Below are 16,966 nucleotides of genomic sequence, written 5' to 3' on the forward strand. Positions count from 1 at the left end.
ACCAAACTAGATGACTGTTTTTGTATAAAGATACTACTGCATCAATTTTTAGTTATAGTTCTAATATGATTTTTAACTTATGAAAATCAATTAAGTATAGGAGTAGCATTTAGATGAACTTTACTTTTGACAATCTTAATTTCCATAGAATAATTCTGCATAATGTTTACAAGCCTAACGATGAGGGTCGTGTTGATCCATTTGCCAGTAACGCTTTAACACAGCTATCCAAGGACGGGCTTGATAAGCTACAACAACGTATCAGTAGTGTTCTTGGTAATGGCTCACATAGTTTACAAATGGATATAGCGCAAAGTGGTGAAACAAGCTGTTTCCATTGTGCTACTAGACTCTTATCGGACAATGACTCAAATTTTATAAAGAACTCAGTAGAAATAGCAGAACTACATACTACAGCCCACACAAGTAAACGCTGGCCTGGTGGAACTTTAGTTATTATTGATGGAACTGCTAGTGCTGCTAATAATCGATGTTTGTTTATTATAAAAGCTGAACAGCAGGCTGGCTTTATAGGGAGAGAAGTCGAAGACAAAGTAATCATGGATTATTTGGAAAATCTAATACTTACACCTCAAGCTAAGCTTTACAAGGTAGGTGTCTTTGTTGAGATTAATAAAGAGAGTAGCAACAGCAGTCCTAGAAGCAGTGAGGACTTTGAAGCTTATGTTTTTGACAGTAATATCCAAGCAAATGATGATAGAAAAGCGGCAAGGTATTTCTATTCCAGCTTCTTAGGACTCACAATTCCCGAAAATGCTGAACAACGAACACGAGACTTTTTGAATATACTAAAAAATTTATAAATGATTCTGATATATCAACTGAAAGTAAGGTAGATCTACAACAGGCATTACATACATATCTAAAAACTGACCAAAGCAACACTATCCAGTTTGGTAGTTTTGCCCAACAATTCATGAATGAAGAGTTAAGAGACAGCTACGCTTCTTATATGGAAAGTAAGAACTTTCCAACTAATGCAATAGCTAAGAATAACTCTTTAATAAAAGGAAAATTAAGACAAAGAAAAATGAACTTTTCTTCTAGTGTTAAGCTAACGGCACCAGCAGACACATTTAAAGAAGTCGTTCAAATTATTGATGTAAATAGCGAATTTACTACCTTAAAAATCAAAGGCAAATTGACTGAGCAAGAATAGTGAAACGCGCAGATTTTATCAAACTTTATGAACGAGAGTTACCTATGTATACAGCATGGGCAGACTTTGTATTACATAAAATTGATAATGAAATACTGCATACATTAAAAAAAAGAGAGTTATATCATGAATGCGTCAAGATATCACCATCAAAAAGAATTAAACAAGTAGACTCTTTAGTAACAAAAGCATTTATTAGAAAACGAAATAAATATAAGGATCCATATAAAGAAATCACAGACAAAGCAGGAATTCGATTTGTAGTAGCACTCACATATCAACTCAAATTACTAAGTGAAATAGTTGAGAAATCAGATCACTGGACATGGTCAAAAGATAAAGAATTTGATGAATGGAAAGAAAATGATCCAAGATTATTTGATTACCAGTCTATACACTATATTGTTTATGCATCCAGTGATATCGAATATCAAGATACCATAATAAAAAAGGGGACGCCTTGTGAGGTTCAATTAAGAACCCTATTACAACATGCTTACGCTGAGCTTGCCCATGATACTATTTATAAGGGCAATATAGCGGCTTCACCTGAGGTTCATAGAGCATTTGCAAAAAGCATGGCTCTAATGGAAACAACAGATGATTTATTATGTAATGCAAAGGAATTATTAGATAGTGCAACAGCTGATATAAATGCTTGGGAAGACGCTATTAATACTGAATCAAAAAAATATTTTGGCGATATAAATCTCATTGATGATACAAAAAGTTCAGTTTACTTACTTAACGAACTCAATAAACTATTGAAAAAATCATCAATAGGTGAGTTTTCGATCTTTCTTGAAGATCCCAATTATATTTATGTAATTAATAAAATTAAAAACAGGCAAAATGACTTAATAGAATTTAGACATTCTTTTATTATATTAATATATTTTTTAGCAAAAAAATTTCGTAATTTACTACCTAAGCATTGGCCACTAGACATTGAAATTCTTCAAAAGATATACAGTGACTTGGGAATTACACCAACATGGCCTTCCACCTAAAATCAAACACATATTTATTCTCATAGAAAACAGGAGCATCCCATGCCAGTCGTCAACATCAAAATCATCGAAGGCCGCACAGTCGAGCAAAAGCGCGCCATGACCAAAGCCGTGACCAAAGCGATTGCTGAGAGCATCGGCGTACCTGAAAGTGCGATATGGATTTCAATTGACGAAATGAAGCCGGAAAACTTTGCCCAAGGCGGAGAATTGCGCCTCGATAAGAAATAAGCCCGCTGGCTGCGATACAAACCATGAATGAGACACTTAATGCACTGTGCGTCATGATGGCGCTAATTGGTGTCGCAGCCGTCACTGCTGGCTGGCTAATCGTGACGTTCAGCCGCCTGTTTCGCAAGCAATGGCTGGACGCCATACTTTGCTTACTCTTTCTCCCCGCACCATTCATCGCATGGTATCGCAAACAAACGCATGCCCTGTGGATGCTATCAATCGGGTTACTGCTACTAGGCGCAGGATTTGGCGGCTCAATGCTGCTGCATTCATAGCGCCGCCAAACAAAAAGCAGCTCAGCCAATATAGCTGAGCTGACGCCAATACTCTCTATTCATCATCAACAAAGTGCTTGGCATTTTTGCTGATGAATTTACGGTAGAAAAAGACGGCACCAAGTGCGATAAAGACCACCAGCATGATGTAGGCATCGCCGGAGAGTGCTGCTGGTGAGAATGGCAACAGGAGCAACAATAGGAACAATACGGCAATAACCAGCGCGAGCAGCATCATCAGCGACACTTTGCCCTCTTTGCGCTGCTCGCTGAATGCAATCCACACCACATACAGATAACCGAACGAAATCCACAGCGACGCCATATTGACGATCTCAAGCAGATAATTGCGCCCTAACCACGGTGTGGTGATACACACCGCGCAAATCAGCAAAATAATTCTTTTATGGCGTGCCTGCCTGCCGACGCTGTCGCCAAATGCGAGTAAATCTTCGCGAATCATTGATTCGAGCAGTTTATAAGTTGCAAGCATGAAGCCATTGATACCGCTGAGAATCGACATCAGCATGGCAACCGCGAGGACGACCATGCCGAAGTTCCCCATTGCCTGCTCGATGCCTTCGCCGGTTGCCCAGTCGCTGGCCATCACAGCGCCGTAATCAAACTGCATATTCAGCGCGGTGACGTAATCGACCAATAGGTAAAAAACAAAGCCAAAAAACATCGAAATGGTGATGATGTATTGCGTGCGCGTGCGGGAGTTGGCAATATCGCGTGAGAGTTGCGGCGTCGTTTCAAAGCCGACATACGCCCACGGCATCACCGCCAGAATCGGCACCCATGCCCACGTCCAGACCGTATCTACTTCTGCCAAATCAGGGAATAACGGCTGATCTGAACCAACTGCATCTGTGACTGATCCAGCAAAAATAAGTAGAACCGATGCGATCATCACCGTTGAAATAAGTAGCTGAATTTTTGCGCCAATTTCAATGCCACGATAGTTGGCAATGCCGAACACGCCGAGGATCAAGACGCAAGATAAAATATCGCTTAAATAAACATCCCAACCGGCGATTGAATAGAGGTAAACAAAAGCTTGCACACCATCTGGCAATAAGAAACGCAGCAGCAATACGACCGCGGACAAATTCAGGGAAATAATTGAAAGATACGCCAGCGCCACACCCCAGCCGTAAACAAAAGCGTGTCGGCTGTTGAGATATTTCTGCACCCAAAACACACCGCCAGATTGATTTTCTGGTGTTCTTTTGAGCAAGAAAATATAGGCCATCGCAATGACGTACACACAAAATGACCCCACTGCCAAGCCGGCCACCGAGCTGTAAAACCCGCCTTTGGTCAAAAACAGGTTGCCGGGCAATACATACGCGCCCCAGCCGATGATCGAGCCGATACTGATCGCGATTGCCTGATTAAAAGTGATATTTCCCTTACTCATGATGTTCCGTTTTTTGGTTTATTTCAGCAATAATAGCCTACTGGATCATATAACTCTAACGTATGATTGACATAGCGCACGACATATTACGCCACTGACCACTATACGTCAGCGCCGCAACATGGTGTCGGCACTGCTTGCCATTTCGTTAGTTCGCCTGACTAACAGTACCGACCGCTACCCGCATGAACATCAGCAAGAGATGCCAATCATCCATTCAGTCTGATCTTGATTGTGCTGATCCAGGTCTGCTCTTCTTTCCAGTGGAGAAGTACAGCCACGCGGAGCGATGTATTCTACTGCAATGCTTTCCGCTTCTTGCAGCGTCAGTACCGCGCCATCAGTACGCTTAACCGTGATGTAGTACGGTCTTTGGAACGGAACGATATAGCTATCGAGCACGTAGCTCACGCCGTCCCTGTTGATTTCGGCATGATTCTCGTCAATCAAATCGAGATTGCCGCCGATATTGATGCTGTTGCTGCTTTGCCCGCCGGCAACGCAAGCCGAAAGACCGAGTGCAACACCTAAAGCCAAGATGAATTTCATGATGATTCCTTATTTTTACGATTACGCGCAACGCTGCCCATCATTTTGTAGGTCACTTCAGCGCTGGTGTAGTCATAGACGTGCAGTCCGTCAATCGGCGCAAATTCAACTACATCGATGCCGACCACTTCACGCTGACCCGCTGCGGATTCGATTAGATCAACCATTTGCCAAAAGGTCAGACCGCCGGGGACTGGTGTACCGGTTGCGGGCATGATTGCACCGTCGAGACCATCAATATCGACAGTGATGTAGATTTTCTTGGGGAAGTTTTCCGGCAAAGTAAAGCTGTGCTGTGGGTTTTGGCGACAAATCTCGCGCGCATCGAGCCAGTGGATGCGGTCTTTGTGTTCATCGCGCACGCCCTGCTCGGCAACGCTCATCGCACGCACGCCCAGCTGGAACAGGTGCATGCCTTCATCGACCAAGCGCTTCATGACGCTGGCGTGGCTCCATTTGCTGCCTTCGTAGCTGTCGCGCAAGTCAGCGTGTGCGTCGAACTGAATTACCCCAAGTGGCTCATCAGGATAGGCATCGGCAACGCCCATTACTGCGCCGTAGCTGACGGTATGCTCGCCGCCGAGTACAACCGGAATTTGCCCGCGCTTGGCAATGCGTGCATTCACTTCACGGATGCGCTGCATGACGGTTTCCGCATCACCGCTGCAATCAATCGCCGGATGGGTATAAATGCCTTCATTACACGGTTCGCTGATGCCATCAGTGGTTTCCAGCTGATCAGAAGCGACGATAATCGCCTCAGGCCCTTGGGCAGTGCCGCCGCCGTAGCTTACTGAATGCTCGTATGGCACAGGCACGATGTGAAACAGTGCTTCGTCTTCTTTGGGTTGTTCGATTTCAGAACCGAGAAAAATATTGCTCATGCTTAACTCTCTAAATTAAAAATAAAATTGCGTTGGTAGCCATTTTTTTCATGGCCATTCATTTTGCGGCTGTAGCCGCGCTGATTGCTAATAAAGCGGCAACCTTTGTCTGAGGTGAGGACGTTTTCATGGCTGTGCCCATAAATCCACGTATCGGCAAGGTGATAAAGATCAGGTAAATCGCTCGTCCAATACGCCGAACGGATGAGATCATCGGCTATTTTGGCATGTTTGGGTGCGACCACTTTGCGGCTGGGCAAAAAATGACTGATAACCAATTTATGTGCGGCTTCGCGTTGCAGAGTTTCCTGCAAAAATTGCACCGCGACCTGATGCTCGGCGAGCATATCATCCGCGGTAAAGATGGCATCACGATAGGCGATGTATTTGAAATCGGGCAAGACGCGCTGCGCCCATGCCATCGAGGCTGCCTGATCACCTGCCAAGCAAAAATCCGACCATAAAACTGTGCCGGCAATCAGCACGTCATTAAACAACACAGCTTCATTATCGAGCATGCGCACGTCGTACGCCGCGCAAATGTCACGATACGTCTCTTTAGCCTCAAAGTATTCGTGATGGTAAAACTCATGGTTACCCATCACATACAGGGTCGGTAAGTCCGGTGCGTCACGGCGCATACGCTCAAGGAAAATCGGCAAGGTGTATTTATCGCCAATATCGCCAGCGAGCACCAGCAAATCGGCCTCATCGAGGCCATCGAGCGTACAGAGGCTGACTTCGGTATGCAGGTCGCTGTGGATTGCTATCTTCACGACAGGCGCGTTTTGAAGTCTTCATAGCCAAATTCACGCACCACGCTAAGGCTGTCGTCGCGACTATCCCATGCAACGATCGCAGGTAATTTAACCCCGTTGAAGGTATTGGTTTTGACCATGGTGTAGTGCGCCATGTCCATAAACATCAAGCGCTGCCCGATTTCCAGCGGTGCATCGAAGCTAAAATCGCCAATCACGTCTCCGGCAAGGCAAGTCAGCCCGCCAATGCGATAAGTGTAGGCTTTAACTTCGGGCAAGCCTGCGTCAAGCAACTCAGGGCGGTACGGCATTTCCAGTACGTCGGGCAAGTGCGCGGTGCAAGAGCCATCGATAATGGCAATATCCATCGCGTTGTATTTGGTATCAAGTACTTCGGTAATGTAGACGCCGGTGCCGATGGCAATTGCCTCACCCGGCTCGATGATGACGTCCACGTCCCAGCGCTCACGGAATGCCTTGATCAACTCAATCAGTTCATCAACCTGATAATCTTCGCGGGTGACGTGGTGACCACCGCCAAAGTTAACCCATTTCATTTGCGGCAAGAACTCACCAAAGTCGCGCTCAACGCGGTCAAGGGTCCGCTTAAGCGGCTCAATATCCTGCTCGCAGAGATTGTGGAAATGCAGGCCACTGATACCTTCAAGTGATTGCCCGTCAAAGTCGTCACGGATAATACCGAGGCGCGAGCCCGGTGCGCTGGGGTCGTAAATCTCGACTGTGCCTTCGGATTGCTGCGGGTTGATGCGCAGGCCAAACTCCAGATGCGGCTTGAGTGCTTTTGCCGCTTCTATTTGTGGCTGGTAACGCTGCCATTGATTGAATGAATTGAAGATAACGTGATCGGAGAGCGACAACACTTCCTCAATATCAGACGGCGGAAACGCCGCTGAAAAGGTATGCACTTCGCCGTCAAAATACTGGCGGCCAAGCAAGGCTTCGTGCAAACCACTGGCGCAGACACCGGATAAATAACGGCTGATCAGAGGCGCGTAGTGGTACATGGCAAAGCCCTTGAGTGCGAGTAATACTTTTGCGCCGCTTTCTTCTTGCACACGGTTGAGCAGCTGCAAATTGCGCTCGAGCAATGCAGTATTGATGACGTAGCACGGCGTCGGTACGCGCATGGTATCGAAAGTAGAAAATGTATCGTACATGGTGGTTGGTTTTGATTGGAAAAGTGGCTGCATTATATAGTTAATCAGTGTGAGAATTCATGCCTGTTACATTGCCTTGCCGTACTTTTATCGTACTTTGCATAGTGGCGCGCGCGTGGCTGCTCTAACCCGCCAACGATAGAAGCCATCAGCGCTGTGGCTTGAGCCCGAAGGCAATGCGCAACCAATTAACCCGGCGAATAATCTCGTACAACACATAAGACGCGGCGATCGTCACCCCGACCAACAGCAGGTAATAACTGAGGTTACTCAACGCAGGATGGTCAAACGCCCAGCCGAAAATAATCACCAGCGGATGATGCACGAGATAAATGACAATCGCCGAAGTCATCAAATAGCGTACCACTGCTGAGCCACCCTGCTGGATACGGTAGAAAAACCAGAACAGCAAAAAGGCAATCGATCCGGCTGCGAGCATCGCATTGGCACGATAAAGCACAAAATCCCATTGTGTGCCCGTGGCAAACAGCTTGTATATTTTCATCGCCCCGAGGTAGTTGATCGTCGCGGTCACAAGCATCACTGCTGCAATGATCCACAAAGTACGGGGGCGAATACGATCGAGCAACGATTGATGGTGATATAGCCACGCACCAGCAAAATAAAATGGGAAATATTGCACAGTGGCGAGAACAGTAAAGTTATACAGTGTGGCGATATTGCCGCCGAGATGCCAGCTGCGCGCATTCCATGTGATCAGAGCAATATAGCCCAACCAACCAATGATCGCGACAAAAGCCAAACCGAGCTTGCCGGTGCGCGCGGCCGTGTGCTTTGGCAAAGCCAAGTCGACCAAGGCACACATAAACAGCGTGATCAAAAACCAGCCATGCATCACCCAGCGCCACAGATCGTAATTTGCCCATTTGTAGCCCATAAACTGGCTGCCAAATAGCTGCAAGAGGAAATTAACGCCGAGGCAACCGAGCAGCAGTGGCAATGCAACGCGCTTCCAGCGTGCTTGCCAAAAGGCGGCTTTGCCTTTACGCACCAGCACCATCTGCGACAAAAAGCCGGAGACGAGGAAAAACGCTTCCATGCGGAAGATATGCTCGGGATAGACTAAGCCATAAAGCACTTTGCTCTGGTGAATTTCGCTTGCATAAACAAAATTGCCGGCTGGTGAAAGCACGGATACCGCGTGCCAAAACACGCCAATCAGCATCAGTCCGGCACGCAGCATATCCAAGCCATGGTAATAGCGGTAAGGCGGATTATTCATATGCACCGCTGTAAATCAACACGTCCATTCCCCATCCAAAAGCGGCGTATTATAAGCTAAATAAGCAGCCTGTATACGCCATTGCAACCTCACAAGACGTTCATCTAGAAACGATTATCATCACAAAAAAGGCGGCATAAATGCCGCCTTTGATCGAACGTTGAGCAGTTGCTTACAGCTCAGTGCTGTGCCACGGCAAGCCGTATTTACCCAGCACTTCGAGGAATGGATCAGGGTCAAACTGTTCCATGTTAAATACGCCCTCGCCTTTCCAGATGCCCTCAAGCATCATTTTTGCGCCGACCATAGCCGGTACACCGGTGGTATAGGAAATCGCTTGTGAACCAACTTCCTTGTAGCAAGCCTCGTGGTCACAAGTGTTATAGACGTAGACCGTCTTTTCCTTGCCGTCCTTGATACCTTTGGCGACGCATCCAATGCAAGTCTTGCCTTTGGTGCGTGGGCCAAGCGATGCTGGATCAGGCAATACGGCCTTGAGGAACTGGATTGGAATAATTTCCTTGCCTTCGTACATCACCGGCTCGATACCTGTCATGCCAACGTTTTCCAATACCTTGAGGTGATTGAGGTAATTATCAGAAAACGTCATCCAGAAGCGGGCTTTTTTGATTTCCGGGAAGTGCTTGACCAATGATTCCAGCTCTTCGTGGTACATCATGTAGATGTTCTTCTCACCAATACCGGCGGGGAAGTCAAAGCTCTGCTTGTTGGTCAGTGCTGGTGTCGTCACCCACTCGCCATTTTCCCAATGCTTGGCATCCGCAGTCACTTCGCGGATGTTGATTTCAGGGTTGAAGTTGGTCGCAAATGGCAAGCCGTGGTCACCGGCATTGGCATCGATGATGTCGAGCTCGTGGATTTCATCGAGCAGGTGCTTTTTGATGTAGGCGGTGAAGACGTTGGTCACGCCCGGGTCAAAGCCGCTACCAAGCAGCGCCATAATGCCCTTTTCCTTGAAGCGGTCTTGGTACGCCCACTGCCACTTGTATTCAAACTTGGCTTCTTCCGGTGGCTCATAGTTAGCTGTATCGAGGTAATCAACGCCGGTTGCCAAGCACGCATCCATGATATGCAAGTCCTGATACGGCAAGGCAATATTCATGACCAAATCCGGCTTGATCTTTTCGATCAACTGGATCATCGCACCGACGTTATCCGCGTCAATTTCATGGGTTTTTACTTCTACGCCGTATTTTTGCTTGACCGCTGTTGCGATGTCGTTGCACTTTTTCAAGGTACGGCTGGCAAGGGTGATTTTATCGAATGTGTCAGATGCTTCTGCACATTTGTGCACAACAACGTTCGATACGCCGCCTGCGCCAATAATTAATACATGTGCCATAGGTTTTTCCTCTTGGTTTGGATTACTTTACTAAATTTTTTAGATCAGGAAACAACATGGGCACTTGCTCCTGATACTCACGATATGCTTGACCAAAATCACGCAGTAAACGCGGTTCTTCAAATTTTTGTACATGCCAACGCATATATAAAATAAACAATATAGGAATGGAAAATGCTGACCATTTATTCAAGACCAGCGCAATACCCATATAAAATAAAAATGTGCCAAGTAACATGGGATTACGGCAGATATTATATACGCCGCTAGTCATCAATCGCTGAGTTCGCTGCCCGACGGCAATATTAAATCCATCAACTGGATTGCCTTTGCCGATACGGTGCATGTGCAGATTAGCCAGCAGCATTAGCCATATACCCGGGACAAAAAAGAGCAGCGAAAATATCTCTGGCCAGATTGGTTTTGCGCTTAATGCGGCAGGGAATATTGTCGATATATAAAACATCAACAAAGGTATCAGAATCAAAAAAATACTGATACCTAAAGCATAAGCACCCCACTGCCGCACCTTGCTCATACCTATTGTTCGTAATAAGTATAGCCGCGCAAGCCTGCTTCAAAAGCAGCAACCAAGCGCTGGCGCTCAGCGGCATTGATCGTGCCATTACGTACTGCACGTTCAGCGGTTTGGCGGAACTGGGCGAGCAGATTTTGCGGCTGATACTCGACGTAGCTGAGTACATCTGCCACGGAATCACCTTCTACTTCATTGACGTAATCAAAGCTGCCATCTTCGTTGATATACACCGAGACGACGTGGGTATCGCCGAGCAAGTTGTGCAAATCACCAAGCGTTTCCTGATACGCGCCGACGAGAAACGCACCGAGGTAGTATTCTTCGTCGTCTTTGAGCGGATGCAGCGGCAGCACGCGCGACATTTCACCTTGCTCAGGGAAGCGGTCAATTTTGCCGTCGCTATCGCAAGTCATATCAGCAATGATGGTATTGCGGGTCGGCTTTTCATTGAGTCGGTGCAGTGGCACAACCGGGAAGACCTGATCAATTGCCCACGCATCCGGCAACGATTGGAAGACGCTGAAATTACCGTAGTAAATATCGGACAACATGGTTTTCAGCACTTCCGGCTCGGACAACGCATCAGGGTTCTTGATCGCAATTTTATTGACTTCAGCCATGATCACCATAAACAGCTGCTCAACTTCCGAGCGCGTACGCAAATCCAGCATGCCGCGCATAAATGCATCGCGCGCTTCATCTCGGAAATACACCGCATCGTTAAAGCATTCTTGCGCAGTTTTCTCGCTGAGCATGTTGTAGCTGTAGTGCAAATTGCGCAGCATTTTGTTCGGTTCGTCTTCGCGCACCGGCGGCAGGGTTGCATCATTGAAGCCGGTGACATCGAGGATGTTGAACAGCAATGTGCTGGAATAGGCAACGGTCGAGCGCCCTGATTCGGTGACGATGGTCGGGTGTTCAATGCCCTTTTCATCGAGCACCGACTGGATAGTTTCGACCACGTCAACGCAATACTCTTCGAGGCCGTAGTTGCGGCTGTGGATCGCGCTGGAACGGCTGCCGTCGTAATCAACTGCCAAGCCACCGCCAAGGTCGAGGTATTGCATCGGCGCGCCTTCTTCGACCAGCTCGACGTAATAGCGGCACGCTTCACGCACCCCGGTACGGATGTCGCGGATATTGGGAATTTGCGAGCCGAGGTGATAATGCAAAAATTGCAGGCAATCGAGCATGCCTGCTTCTTTCAGCCCGTCAATCACACCGACCAACTGGCTGGCATTCAAGCCAAACATCGAGCGGTCGCCGCTGGTTGAGTTCCAATGCCCGGAAACGTGTGAAAACAGCTTGGTACGCACGCCAATCAACGGGCGAATGCCCATCGCTTGCGAGCTTTCGACGATTATCGGCAACTCGGATGGCGTTTCAATTACGAATACGACCTTAAAGCCCAGCTTGAGCATGCCCAGCCCAAGATCGACAAATTCGCGGTCTTTATAGCCATTGCAGACGATCAGCGGACCCGGCTCTTTAAGCATCGACAGTGCGATCATCAGCTCCGCTTTCGAACCGGCTTCAAGGCCGTGCTGATACGGCGCACCAAAGCGGACGATGTCTTCGACCACTTGCGCCTGCTGGTTAACCTTGATCGGGAATACACCGCGATACACACCGCGGTAATTTGTTTCCTCAATCGCTTTGGCAAAGCCTTCGTTAATCAGGCGAATCTGGTTTTCGAGCAAATTCTGCACGCGCAGCAGCACGGGCATGGTCTTGCCGCGCGTTTCCATACCTTCGATCAAATCGGTCAACGGCACGGACAAATTGTCGCGCTGCGGTACTTTCACCGCAAGATTGCCATTGTGGTCGATATGGAAATAGCCCGCGCCCCAACCGCTAACGCGGTAAAGTTCATCGGCGTCCTTGATGGACCAGTCAGCGTGATTCAATGTATTGCATACCTCATGATAAAACCGGTTTGCTTGTACAGCTCAGGCTGTACAATTTCAGCGCAAAGTGTAAGCGGCTTATGACTGATTGACAAGTGAAAACACCACTAAACAGTAGGTTAATTTCGCGTTATCATAGAAGTATCGGCAAGATGGGTAAACAATTTGATCTTTGACCTCACATAGAGAGGCCAGCACTATAAAGCTCACCATCTGTATCTTAGCGCCGATAGCTGCTTTGCAAACCACTTACAGGAGTGATTTATGGATAGCAAGACGAATGGAAAGCGTCATACGGTTATTGTTGGTGCAGGATTTGGCGGCATCCGCTGCCTCAAGGATTTAATGCACGATACATCGCGCCAAATTACCCTCATTGACCGCAACGACTACAACTTTTTCCCACCATTGATTTACCAAGTGGCAGGTGGTTTTTTACCGCCATCTGACATCAGTTATCCACTGCGAAAATTCATTGCCGGTAATGATCACGTCCGCTACCGCCAAGGAACGCTTACCGGCGTCAACCCAGCCGCTAAAACCATCACACTCGACAATGGCGAACTGAGCTACGATGAACTGGTCATTGCCACTGGAGCAGAAGTGAACTACTTCGGCAATGCCAACATCGAAAAACACAGCCTGCCGATGAAAAAACTCACCGATGCCCTGGCAATCCGTAACTGCCTGCTAAAACAAATGGACATCGCCGCACGCCTACCTGCTGAAGAACGTGCGCCTTACCTTACTATCGTGATTGCCGGTGGTGGTCCGAGTGGCGTTGAGCTTGCGGGCGTCCTTGGCGACGTTGCACGTAACGCCTTTAACAAGGAATACCCTGAGCTGAGCAAAAGTGGTGCCAAAATCCTCATGATTACCGGTGATCCGGTACTGCTCAAGCCATTCTCTGAACAATCGCAAGCGTACGCGCAAAAGGAAATGGAAAACTACGGTATTGAACTCATGTTCAATAAAATCGTTAAAGACTATGATGGTGAGACAGTCACCCTCGCCAGCGGCGAAACCATCGCCGCCAAAACCTTGATCTGGACGGCAGGCGTCACTTGCCACAAACTCGACGGCTTTAAAGATGAAGACTACGCGCATGGCAACCGCCTTAACGTCAATTCACAGCTGCGCCTGCCTGACTACGAAGATATCTACGTCATCGGTGACTACGCTATGTGCACCAGCGACAGCAACTACCCCAAAGGACACCCTCAGCTTGGGCAGGTTGCCAACGAACAAGGTGCCTACCTTGCCGACCTGCTCAAGAAAAGCGATAAAAATAACGCTGCACCATTTGTGTTTAAAAACCACGGTAACATGGCAATGATCGGCCGAGGCAAAGCCGTCGCTGATACCAGTAAACACATGGAAGGCTTTATCGCATGGGCTGCTTGGGCTGTGGTACACGTCTGGAAACTCAACACCGCAAAAAACCGCATTGCAACCACTTGGGATTGGATGATTTCATTTCTAACCGGCAACCAGTCCTTCCGCATGAGTTTCACGCCATCAGCGCTACCACCTCAAGCACCAAAAGCAAATAGCGATGGGGAGAGCGAAGCAGCTGCTTCATCATCCTCGGGCGTTACGCAAACGAAGCCGGATAACAATACAGCCACCCCATCAGTAGAAAACCTTTCCTCTACCGATGAAAAAGAGGGGCAAAACCAACCTCCAACCTCATAAAATACGCCACACTCAACCAAAAAAGCGGTTACTTTATAACCGCTTTTTTGGTTTCTCAATATTTGCCACACCACATAGCAAGAAAAAGAGAGCTGAACATGCTTCAGCGTATATTTGCAAAATCACTCAATACATACCAATCATGCAAACTGATTGAATACATCTTGCTGAGCATTGACCATCTGCTCAATTAATTCATATGGGCTGGGGCGATCGAAGTTCTGCATACTCGCATGGAGTACATCTTCATTGCGGATAAATACATCCAAACACTGCTCTAGATAGTTTCCAAGAAACCCGGCGAGCACATCATCGTTATAGCTGAGTAACTGACTGAGCATTTGCTGGCTCAAAATGGGTTTTTTCCCATCGAGCTCCGCTTCAGCGAGGATATTGAGCAATACAGGCCGAGTAATATCATTACCGCTACGCGCGTCGGTAATGGTGACGACTTCACCTGCAGTGAGCATGTCATAAATATCGCTGGTACAGACATAACGGCTGTCGCGGCTATCATAGAGGCGGCGATTGGCGTATTTCTTAATCGGACGCGCAGTCATATTAAAAGTTAAACCAGCCACTTTTATGGTTAACGGGCTCAAAGCTGCCTCCAACCATATCGCAGTTATTCTGCGTCATATGGTCAGTTTTCGTCTTGCACTGTTCTCCTTGGCAAACCTGTATATCGCGGCAAATACCCTTCGATGTATTGTGCGTACCGGCACTACATCCTGCAATGACTGCGGCCAAAATGGCAACAAAGCTAATTTTGTACATGTTTTTTGTCCTTATCGGCATAAATCAGATGCATACTATATAAGCCAAGGCCTATCCAGATCAAAATAAAACTGATCAGGCGCTGGTTATCAAATGGCTCTTGAAAGAGAAAGACGGCAATGCAAAACTGGATACTTGGCGTAATGTATTGGGTAATGCCTACTGTGGTCATCGGCAAATCGCTGACGGCGTAAAGAAATAATAGTAACGGCACAACAGTAGCCACACCGGACATCAACATACCAATCAACAGCCCCTCATGACCACGGTAATCAAAGCCCTCGCCTGTCAGGTACAACCAGCCCCAACCAATCAGTACGAATGGCAAAATCACCAATAATTCGTTAAATAACCCGGCAACCGGCGCAATACGGAATTTCTTACGCAACCCTCCGTAAATTCCCCACGCAAAAGCAATACCAAGCGATGCCCATGGCACGACACCAATAGCAATCAGCTGCCACGCAACCCCAGCAAATGCGCAAATAATCGCCGCCCATTGCAGCCGCCCCAAGCGCTCCTCAAACAGCAACAAACCAAACAGTACATTAATAATTGGCGTGATGAAGTAGCCAAAGCTCGCTTGCAACGTCTGGTCATTTTGCACAGCCCAGATATAGGTAAACCAATTGATGGCGAGAAATACCGCTGTACACATGCAGCGTATCATCATGCCCCGGTTCAGCACATCGCGCAGGACAACATGCCAGCGCCCTTTCCAGGTAAAGTAGACCATCAGGCACAATACAGACGTCACACCGCGGGCAAACAAAAATTCATCTGCACGCAATGGGCGCATATAGCTGAAGTAGATCGGGAATAATCCCCAGATCAGAAAGCAGCCCCATAGCGCCAAATAGGCGCGCATCTGATTCAAGTGCTTTTCCTCAAGCCAAGCGGATCAAGTGGATCAACCCCTTCCATAAACTGCTTATCGCGGTCTCGGTGGGTAAGCTGATAGACCAACCCCAGCCAGTTGGCAAAAATTGCTTTGGCTGTATCACGCCAAGTGATGTCTATCTCTTTAGCCAATTCATCATGTGGAAAATCGCGCATGTCATTATTGGCATCATTTAAAAACTCGTCGAGAATTTCCAAGCCTCGCGGTGAAAAATAATTCGCCGGTGGCTTAGGCAAATCCTCTCGCTGGCCTTCAAAATACGTAGTCAAATCGCGGCAATACTCCTTGAGCAAACTCAATTCGTCGTACTCGGGATGACCTTGCAAATAAATGCGCTTAAATCCGTCCACCGAAGTCGACAGCGCTGCGCCTGCCTCTTCACTTGCGACCAAAACCGGCACATCGCAAGACTCAAGCGCTGCTTGCGAGACGTTATTGCGCCGTGAATGCGGCATATCAAAGCGGGTGTTGATGTTGGCAAGCAGCGGATGCTTACGATCCAGCACGCGATGCTGATAAACCCCAAACAGCTTTTCCGGTAATTTTTCGCGCCTGAGCCCGTAAAAATACTGAAATGCCGCATGTGAAGCAAGGCACGAACACATCACCGAACAGACATTCTCCTCAGCCCATTCAAAGACTTCGCGCGCATACGGCCAAAATGGCTCATCACCAAAATCATCGTGCACAGGGTTGGTCCCCGTCACGATCAGTGCATCAAGCCCTTCCGCCGCAACGTCTTCAAAGCGCTCATAATGAGCATCAATATAAGCCTGAGTTTCTTCACTGCGCGGCACACCGGGGACAGTGAATATATGCACATAGAACTGCGCGATGCGGTTACAGTTGCCAATTAAGCGCAAAAATTGTCGCTCAGTGGCGTGTAATGCACCATCCGGCATGATGTTGAGCAGCCCGATGTGCAATTCACGAATATCCTGCTTGAGTGCACGCTCAACATCGAGCACTTCTTGACCCTCTGCGCGAATCCGCGCCAAGGAATCCAGCTTGCGATGGGCTACTAATGGCATGATTAAACCTCTTGAAGAAT

Annotated in this window: 19 protein-coding genes; 6 read left to right on the forward strand and 13 right to left on the reverse strand. The window is 47.7% G+C overall.

All coding sequences use genetic code 11. The annotated features are described in order from the left end of the window. Window positions 1-113 precede the first annotated feature (113 nt). The 5 genes from KRX19_06005 (at window position 114) to KRX19_06025 (ending at window position 2,699) form a co-directional block, all read left to right on the forward strand. Window positions 114-824, forward strand: a complete 711-nt coding sequence (locus tag KRX19_06005) for a nucleoid-associated protein (GenBank protein ID MBV7434579.1) — start codon at window positions 114-116, stop codon at window positions 822-824. A gap of 113 nt (window positions 825-937) precedes the next feature. Beyond that, complete coding sequence (locus tag KRX19_06010; protein ID MBV7434580.1) at window positions 938-1,180, forward strand: hypothetical protein; 243 nt, start codon at window positions 938-940, stop codon at window positions 1,178-1,180. Continuing rightward, a complete protein-coding gene (locus tag KRX19_06015; protein MBV7434581.1) occupies window positions 1,180-2,190 on the forward strand; it encodes a RelA/SpoT domain-containing protein in 1,011 nt (336 codons plus the stop codon). The genes KRX19_06010 and KRX19_06015 overlap by 1 nt, the downstream gene beginning before the upstream one ends. 42 nt (window positions 2,191-2,232) lie before the next feature. After that, a complete protein-coding gene (locus tag KRX19_06020) occupies window positions 2,233-2,421 on the forward strand; it encodes a 2-hydroxymuconate tautomerase family protein (protein ID MBV7434582.1) in 189 nt (62 codons plus the stop codon). A 23-nt stretch (window positions 2,422-2,444) separates the two neighbouring features. Next, window positions 2,445-2,699, forward strand: coding sequence for a hypothetical protein (locus tag KRX19_06025; GenBank protein ID MBV7434583.1), 255 nt, complete (start codon window positions 2,445-2,447; stop codon window positions 2,697-2,699). Between the two features lie 55 nt (window positions 2,700-2,754). Here KRX19_06025 and KRX19_06030 read toward each other — a convergent pair whose 3' ends face one another. The 9 genes from KRX19_06030 to speA form a co-directional block, all read right to left on the reverse strand. Next, window positions 2,755-4,122 (reverse strand): APC family permease, encoded by a 1,368-nt coding sequence (locus KRX19_06030; protein ID MBV7434584.1) that lies wholly within the window; start codon window positions 4,120-4,122, stop codon window positions 2,755-2,757. A gap of 192 nt (window positions 4,123-4,314) precedes the next feature. Next, complete coding sequence (locus tag KRX19_06035; GenBank protein ID MBV7434585.1) at window positions 4,315-4,671, reverse strand: hypothetical protein; 357 nt, start codon at window positions 4,669-4,671, stop codon at window positions 4,315-4,317. After that, window positions 4,668-5,555, reverse strand: coding sequence for an agmatinase (gene speB, locus KRX19_06040; GenBank protein MBV7434586.1), 888 nt, complete (start codon window positions 5,553-5,555; stop codon window positions 4,668-4,670). The genes KRX19_06035 and speB overlap by 4 nt, the downstream gene beginning before the upstream one ends. Window positions 5,556-5,557: 2 nt before the next feature. Beyond that, window positions 5,558-6,331 (reverse strand): metallophosphoesterase family protein, encoded by a 774-nt coding sequence (locus KRX19_06045; protein MBV7434587.1) that lies wholly within the window; start codon window positions 6,329-6,331, stop codon window positions 5,558-5,560. Continuing rightward, on the reverse strand, window positions 6,328-7,524 hold the full coding sequence (gene nspC / locus KRX19_06050) for a carboxynorspermidine decarboxylase (GenBank protein MBV7434588.1): 1,197 nt from the start codon (window positions 7,522-7,524) through the stop codon (window positions 6,328-6,330). Before nspC ends, KRX19_06045 begins: the two co-directional genes overlap by 4 nt. A gap of 115 nt (window positions 7,525-7,639) precedes the next feature. Further along, window positions 7,640-8,734, reverse strand: coding sequence for an acyltransferase family protein (locus tag KRX19_06055; GenBank protein MBV7434589.1), 1,095 nt, complete (start codon window positions 8,732-8,734; stop codon window positions 7,640-7,642). Between the two features lie 172 nt (window positions 8,735-8,906). After that, on the reverse strand, window positions 8,907-10,097 hold the full coding sequence (locus tag KRX19_06060) for a saccharopine dehydrogenase family protein (GenBank protein MBV7434590.1): 1,191 nt from the start codon (window positions 10,095-10,097) through the stop codon (window positions 8,907-8,909). Window positions 10,098-10,119: 22 nt separating this feature from the next. Beyond that, window positions 10,120-10,635, reverse strand: a complete 516-nt coding sequence (locus KRX19_06065; protein MBV7434591.1) for an isoprenylcysteine carboxylmethyltransferase family protein — start codon at window positions 10,633-10,635, stop codon at window positions 10,120-10,122. Window positions 10,636-10,637: 2 nt separating this feature from the next. Beyond that, the gene (gene speA / locus KRX19_06070; protein MBV7434592.1) at window positions 10,638-12,542 is read right to left on the reverse strand and encodes a biosynthetic arginine decarboxylase; all 1,905 of its coding nucleotides are present in this window, start codon (window positions 12,540-12,542) and stop codon (window positions 10,638-10,640) included. 264 nt (window positions 12,543-12,806) lie between these two features. On the opposite strand from speA, the gene KRX19_06075 reads away from it, so the two are divergent. Then, a complete protein-coding gene (locus KRX19_06075) occupies window positions 12,807-14,237 on the forward strand; it encodes an NAD(P)/FAD-dependent oxidoreductase (protein ID MBV7434593.1) in 1,431 nt (476 codons plus the stop codon). Between the two features lie 140 nt (window positions 14,238-14,377). Here the strand turns inward: KRX19_06075 and KRX19_06080 are convergent, their stop codons facing one another. From KRX19_06080 to KRX19_06095, 4 genes are read right to left on the reverse strand one after another with little or no spacing between them, the layout of a single operon-like run. Then, complete coding sequence (locus tag KRX19_06080; GenBank protein MBV7434594.1) at window positions 14,378-14,839, reverse strand: hypothetical protein; 462 nt, start codon at window positions 14,837-14,839, stop codon at window positions 14,378-14,380. Further along, complete coding sequence (locus KRX19_06085) at window positions 14,799-15,014, reverse strand: hypothetical protein (GenBank protein MBV7434595.1); 216 nt, start codon at window positions 15,012-15,014, stop codon at window positions 14,799-14,801. The genes KRX19_06080 and KRX19_06085 overlap by 41 nt, the downstream gene beginning before the upstream one ends. Then, entirely contained in the window at window positions 15,001-15,891 is an 891-nt protein-coding gene (rarD, locus tag KRX19_06090; GenBank protein ID MBV7434596.1) for an EamA family transporter RarD, read from the reverse strand. Before rarD ends, KRX19_06085 begins: the two co-directional genes overlap by 14 nt. Then, window positions 15,888-16,946: a homoserine O-succinyltransferase gene (locus KRX19_06095; protein ID MBV7434597.1), complete on the reverse strand. Its 1,059-nt coding sequence runs from the start codon at window positions 16,944-16,946 to the stop codon at window positions 15,888-15,890. The genes rarD and KRX19_06095 overlap by 4 nt, the downstream gene beginning before the upstream one ends. Window positions 16,947-16,966: the final 20 nt, after the last annotated feature.

This window comes from Cardiobacteriaceae bacterium TAE3-ERU3, assembly GCA_019218315.1.
Taxonomy (GTDB): Bacteria; Pseudomonadota; Gammaproteobacteria; order Cardiobacteriales; family Cardiobacteriaceae; genus JAHUUI01.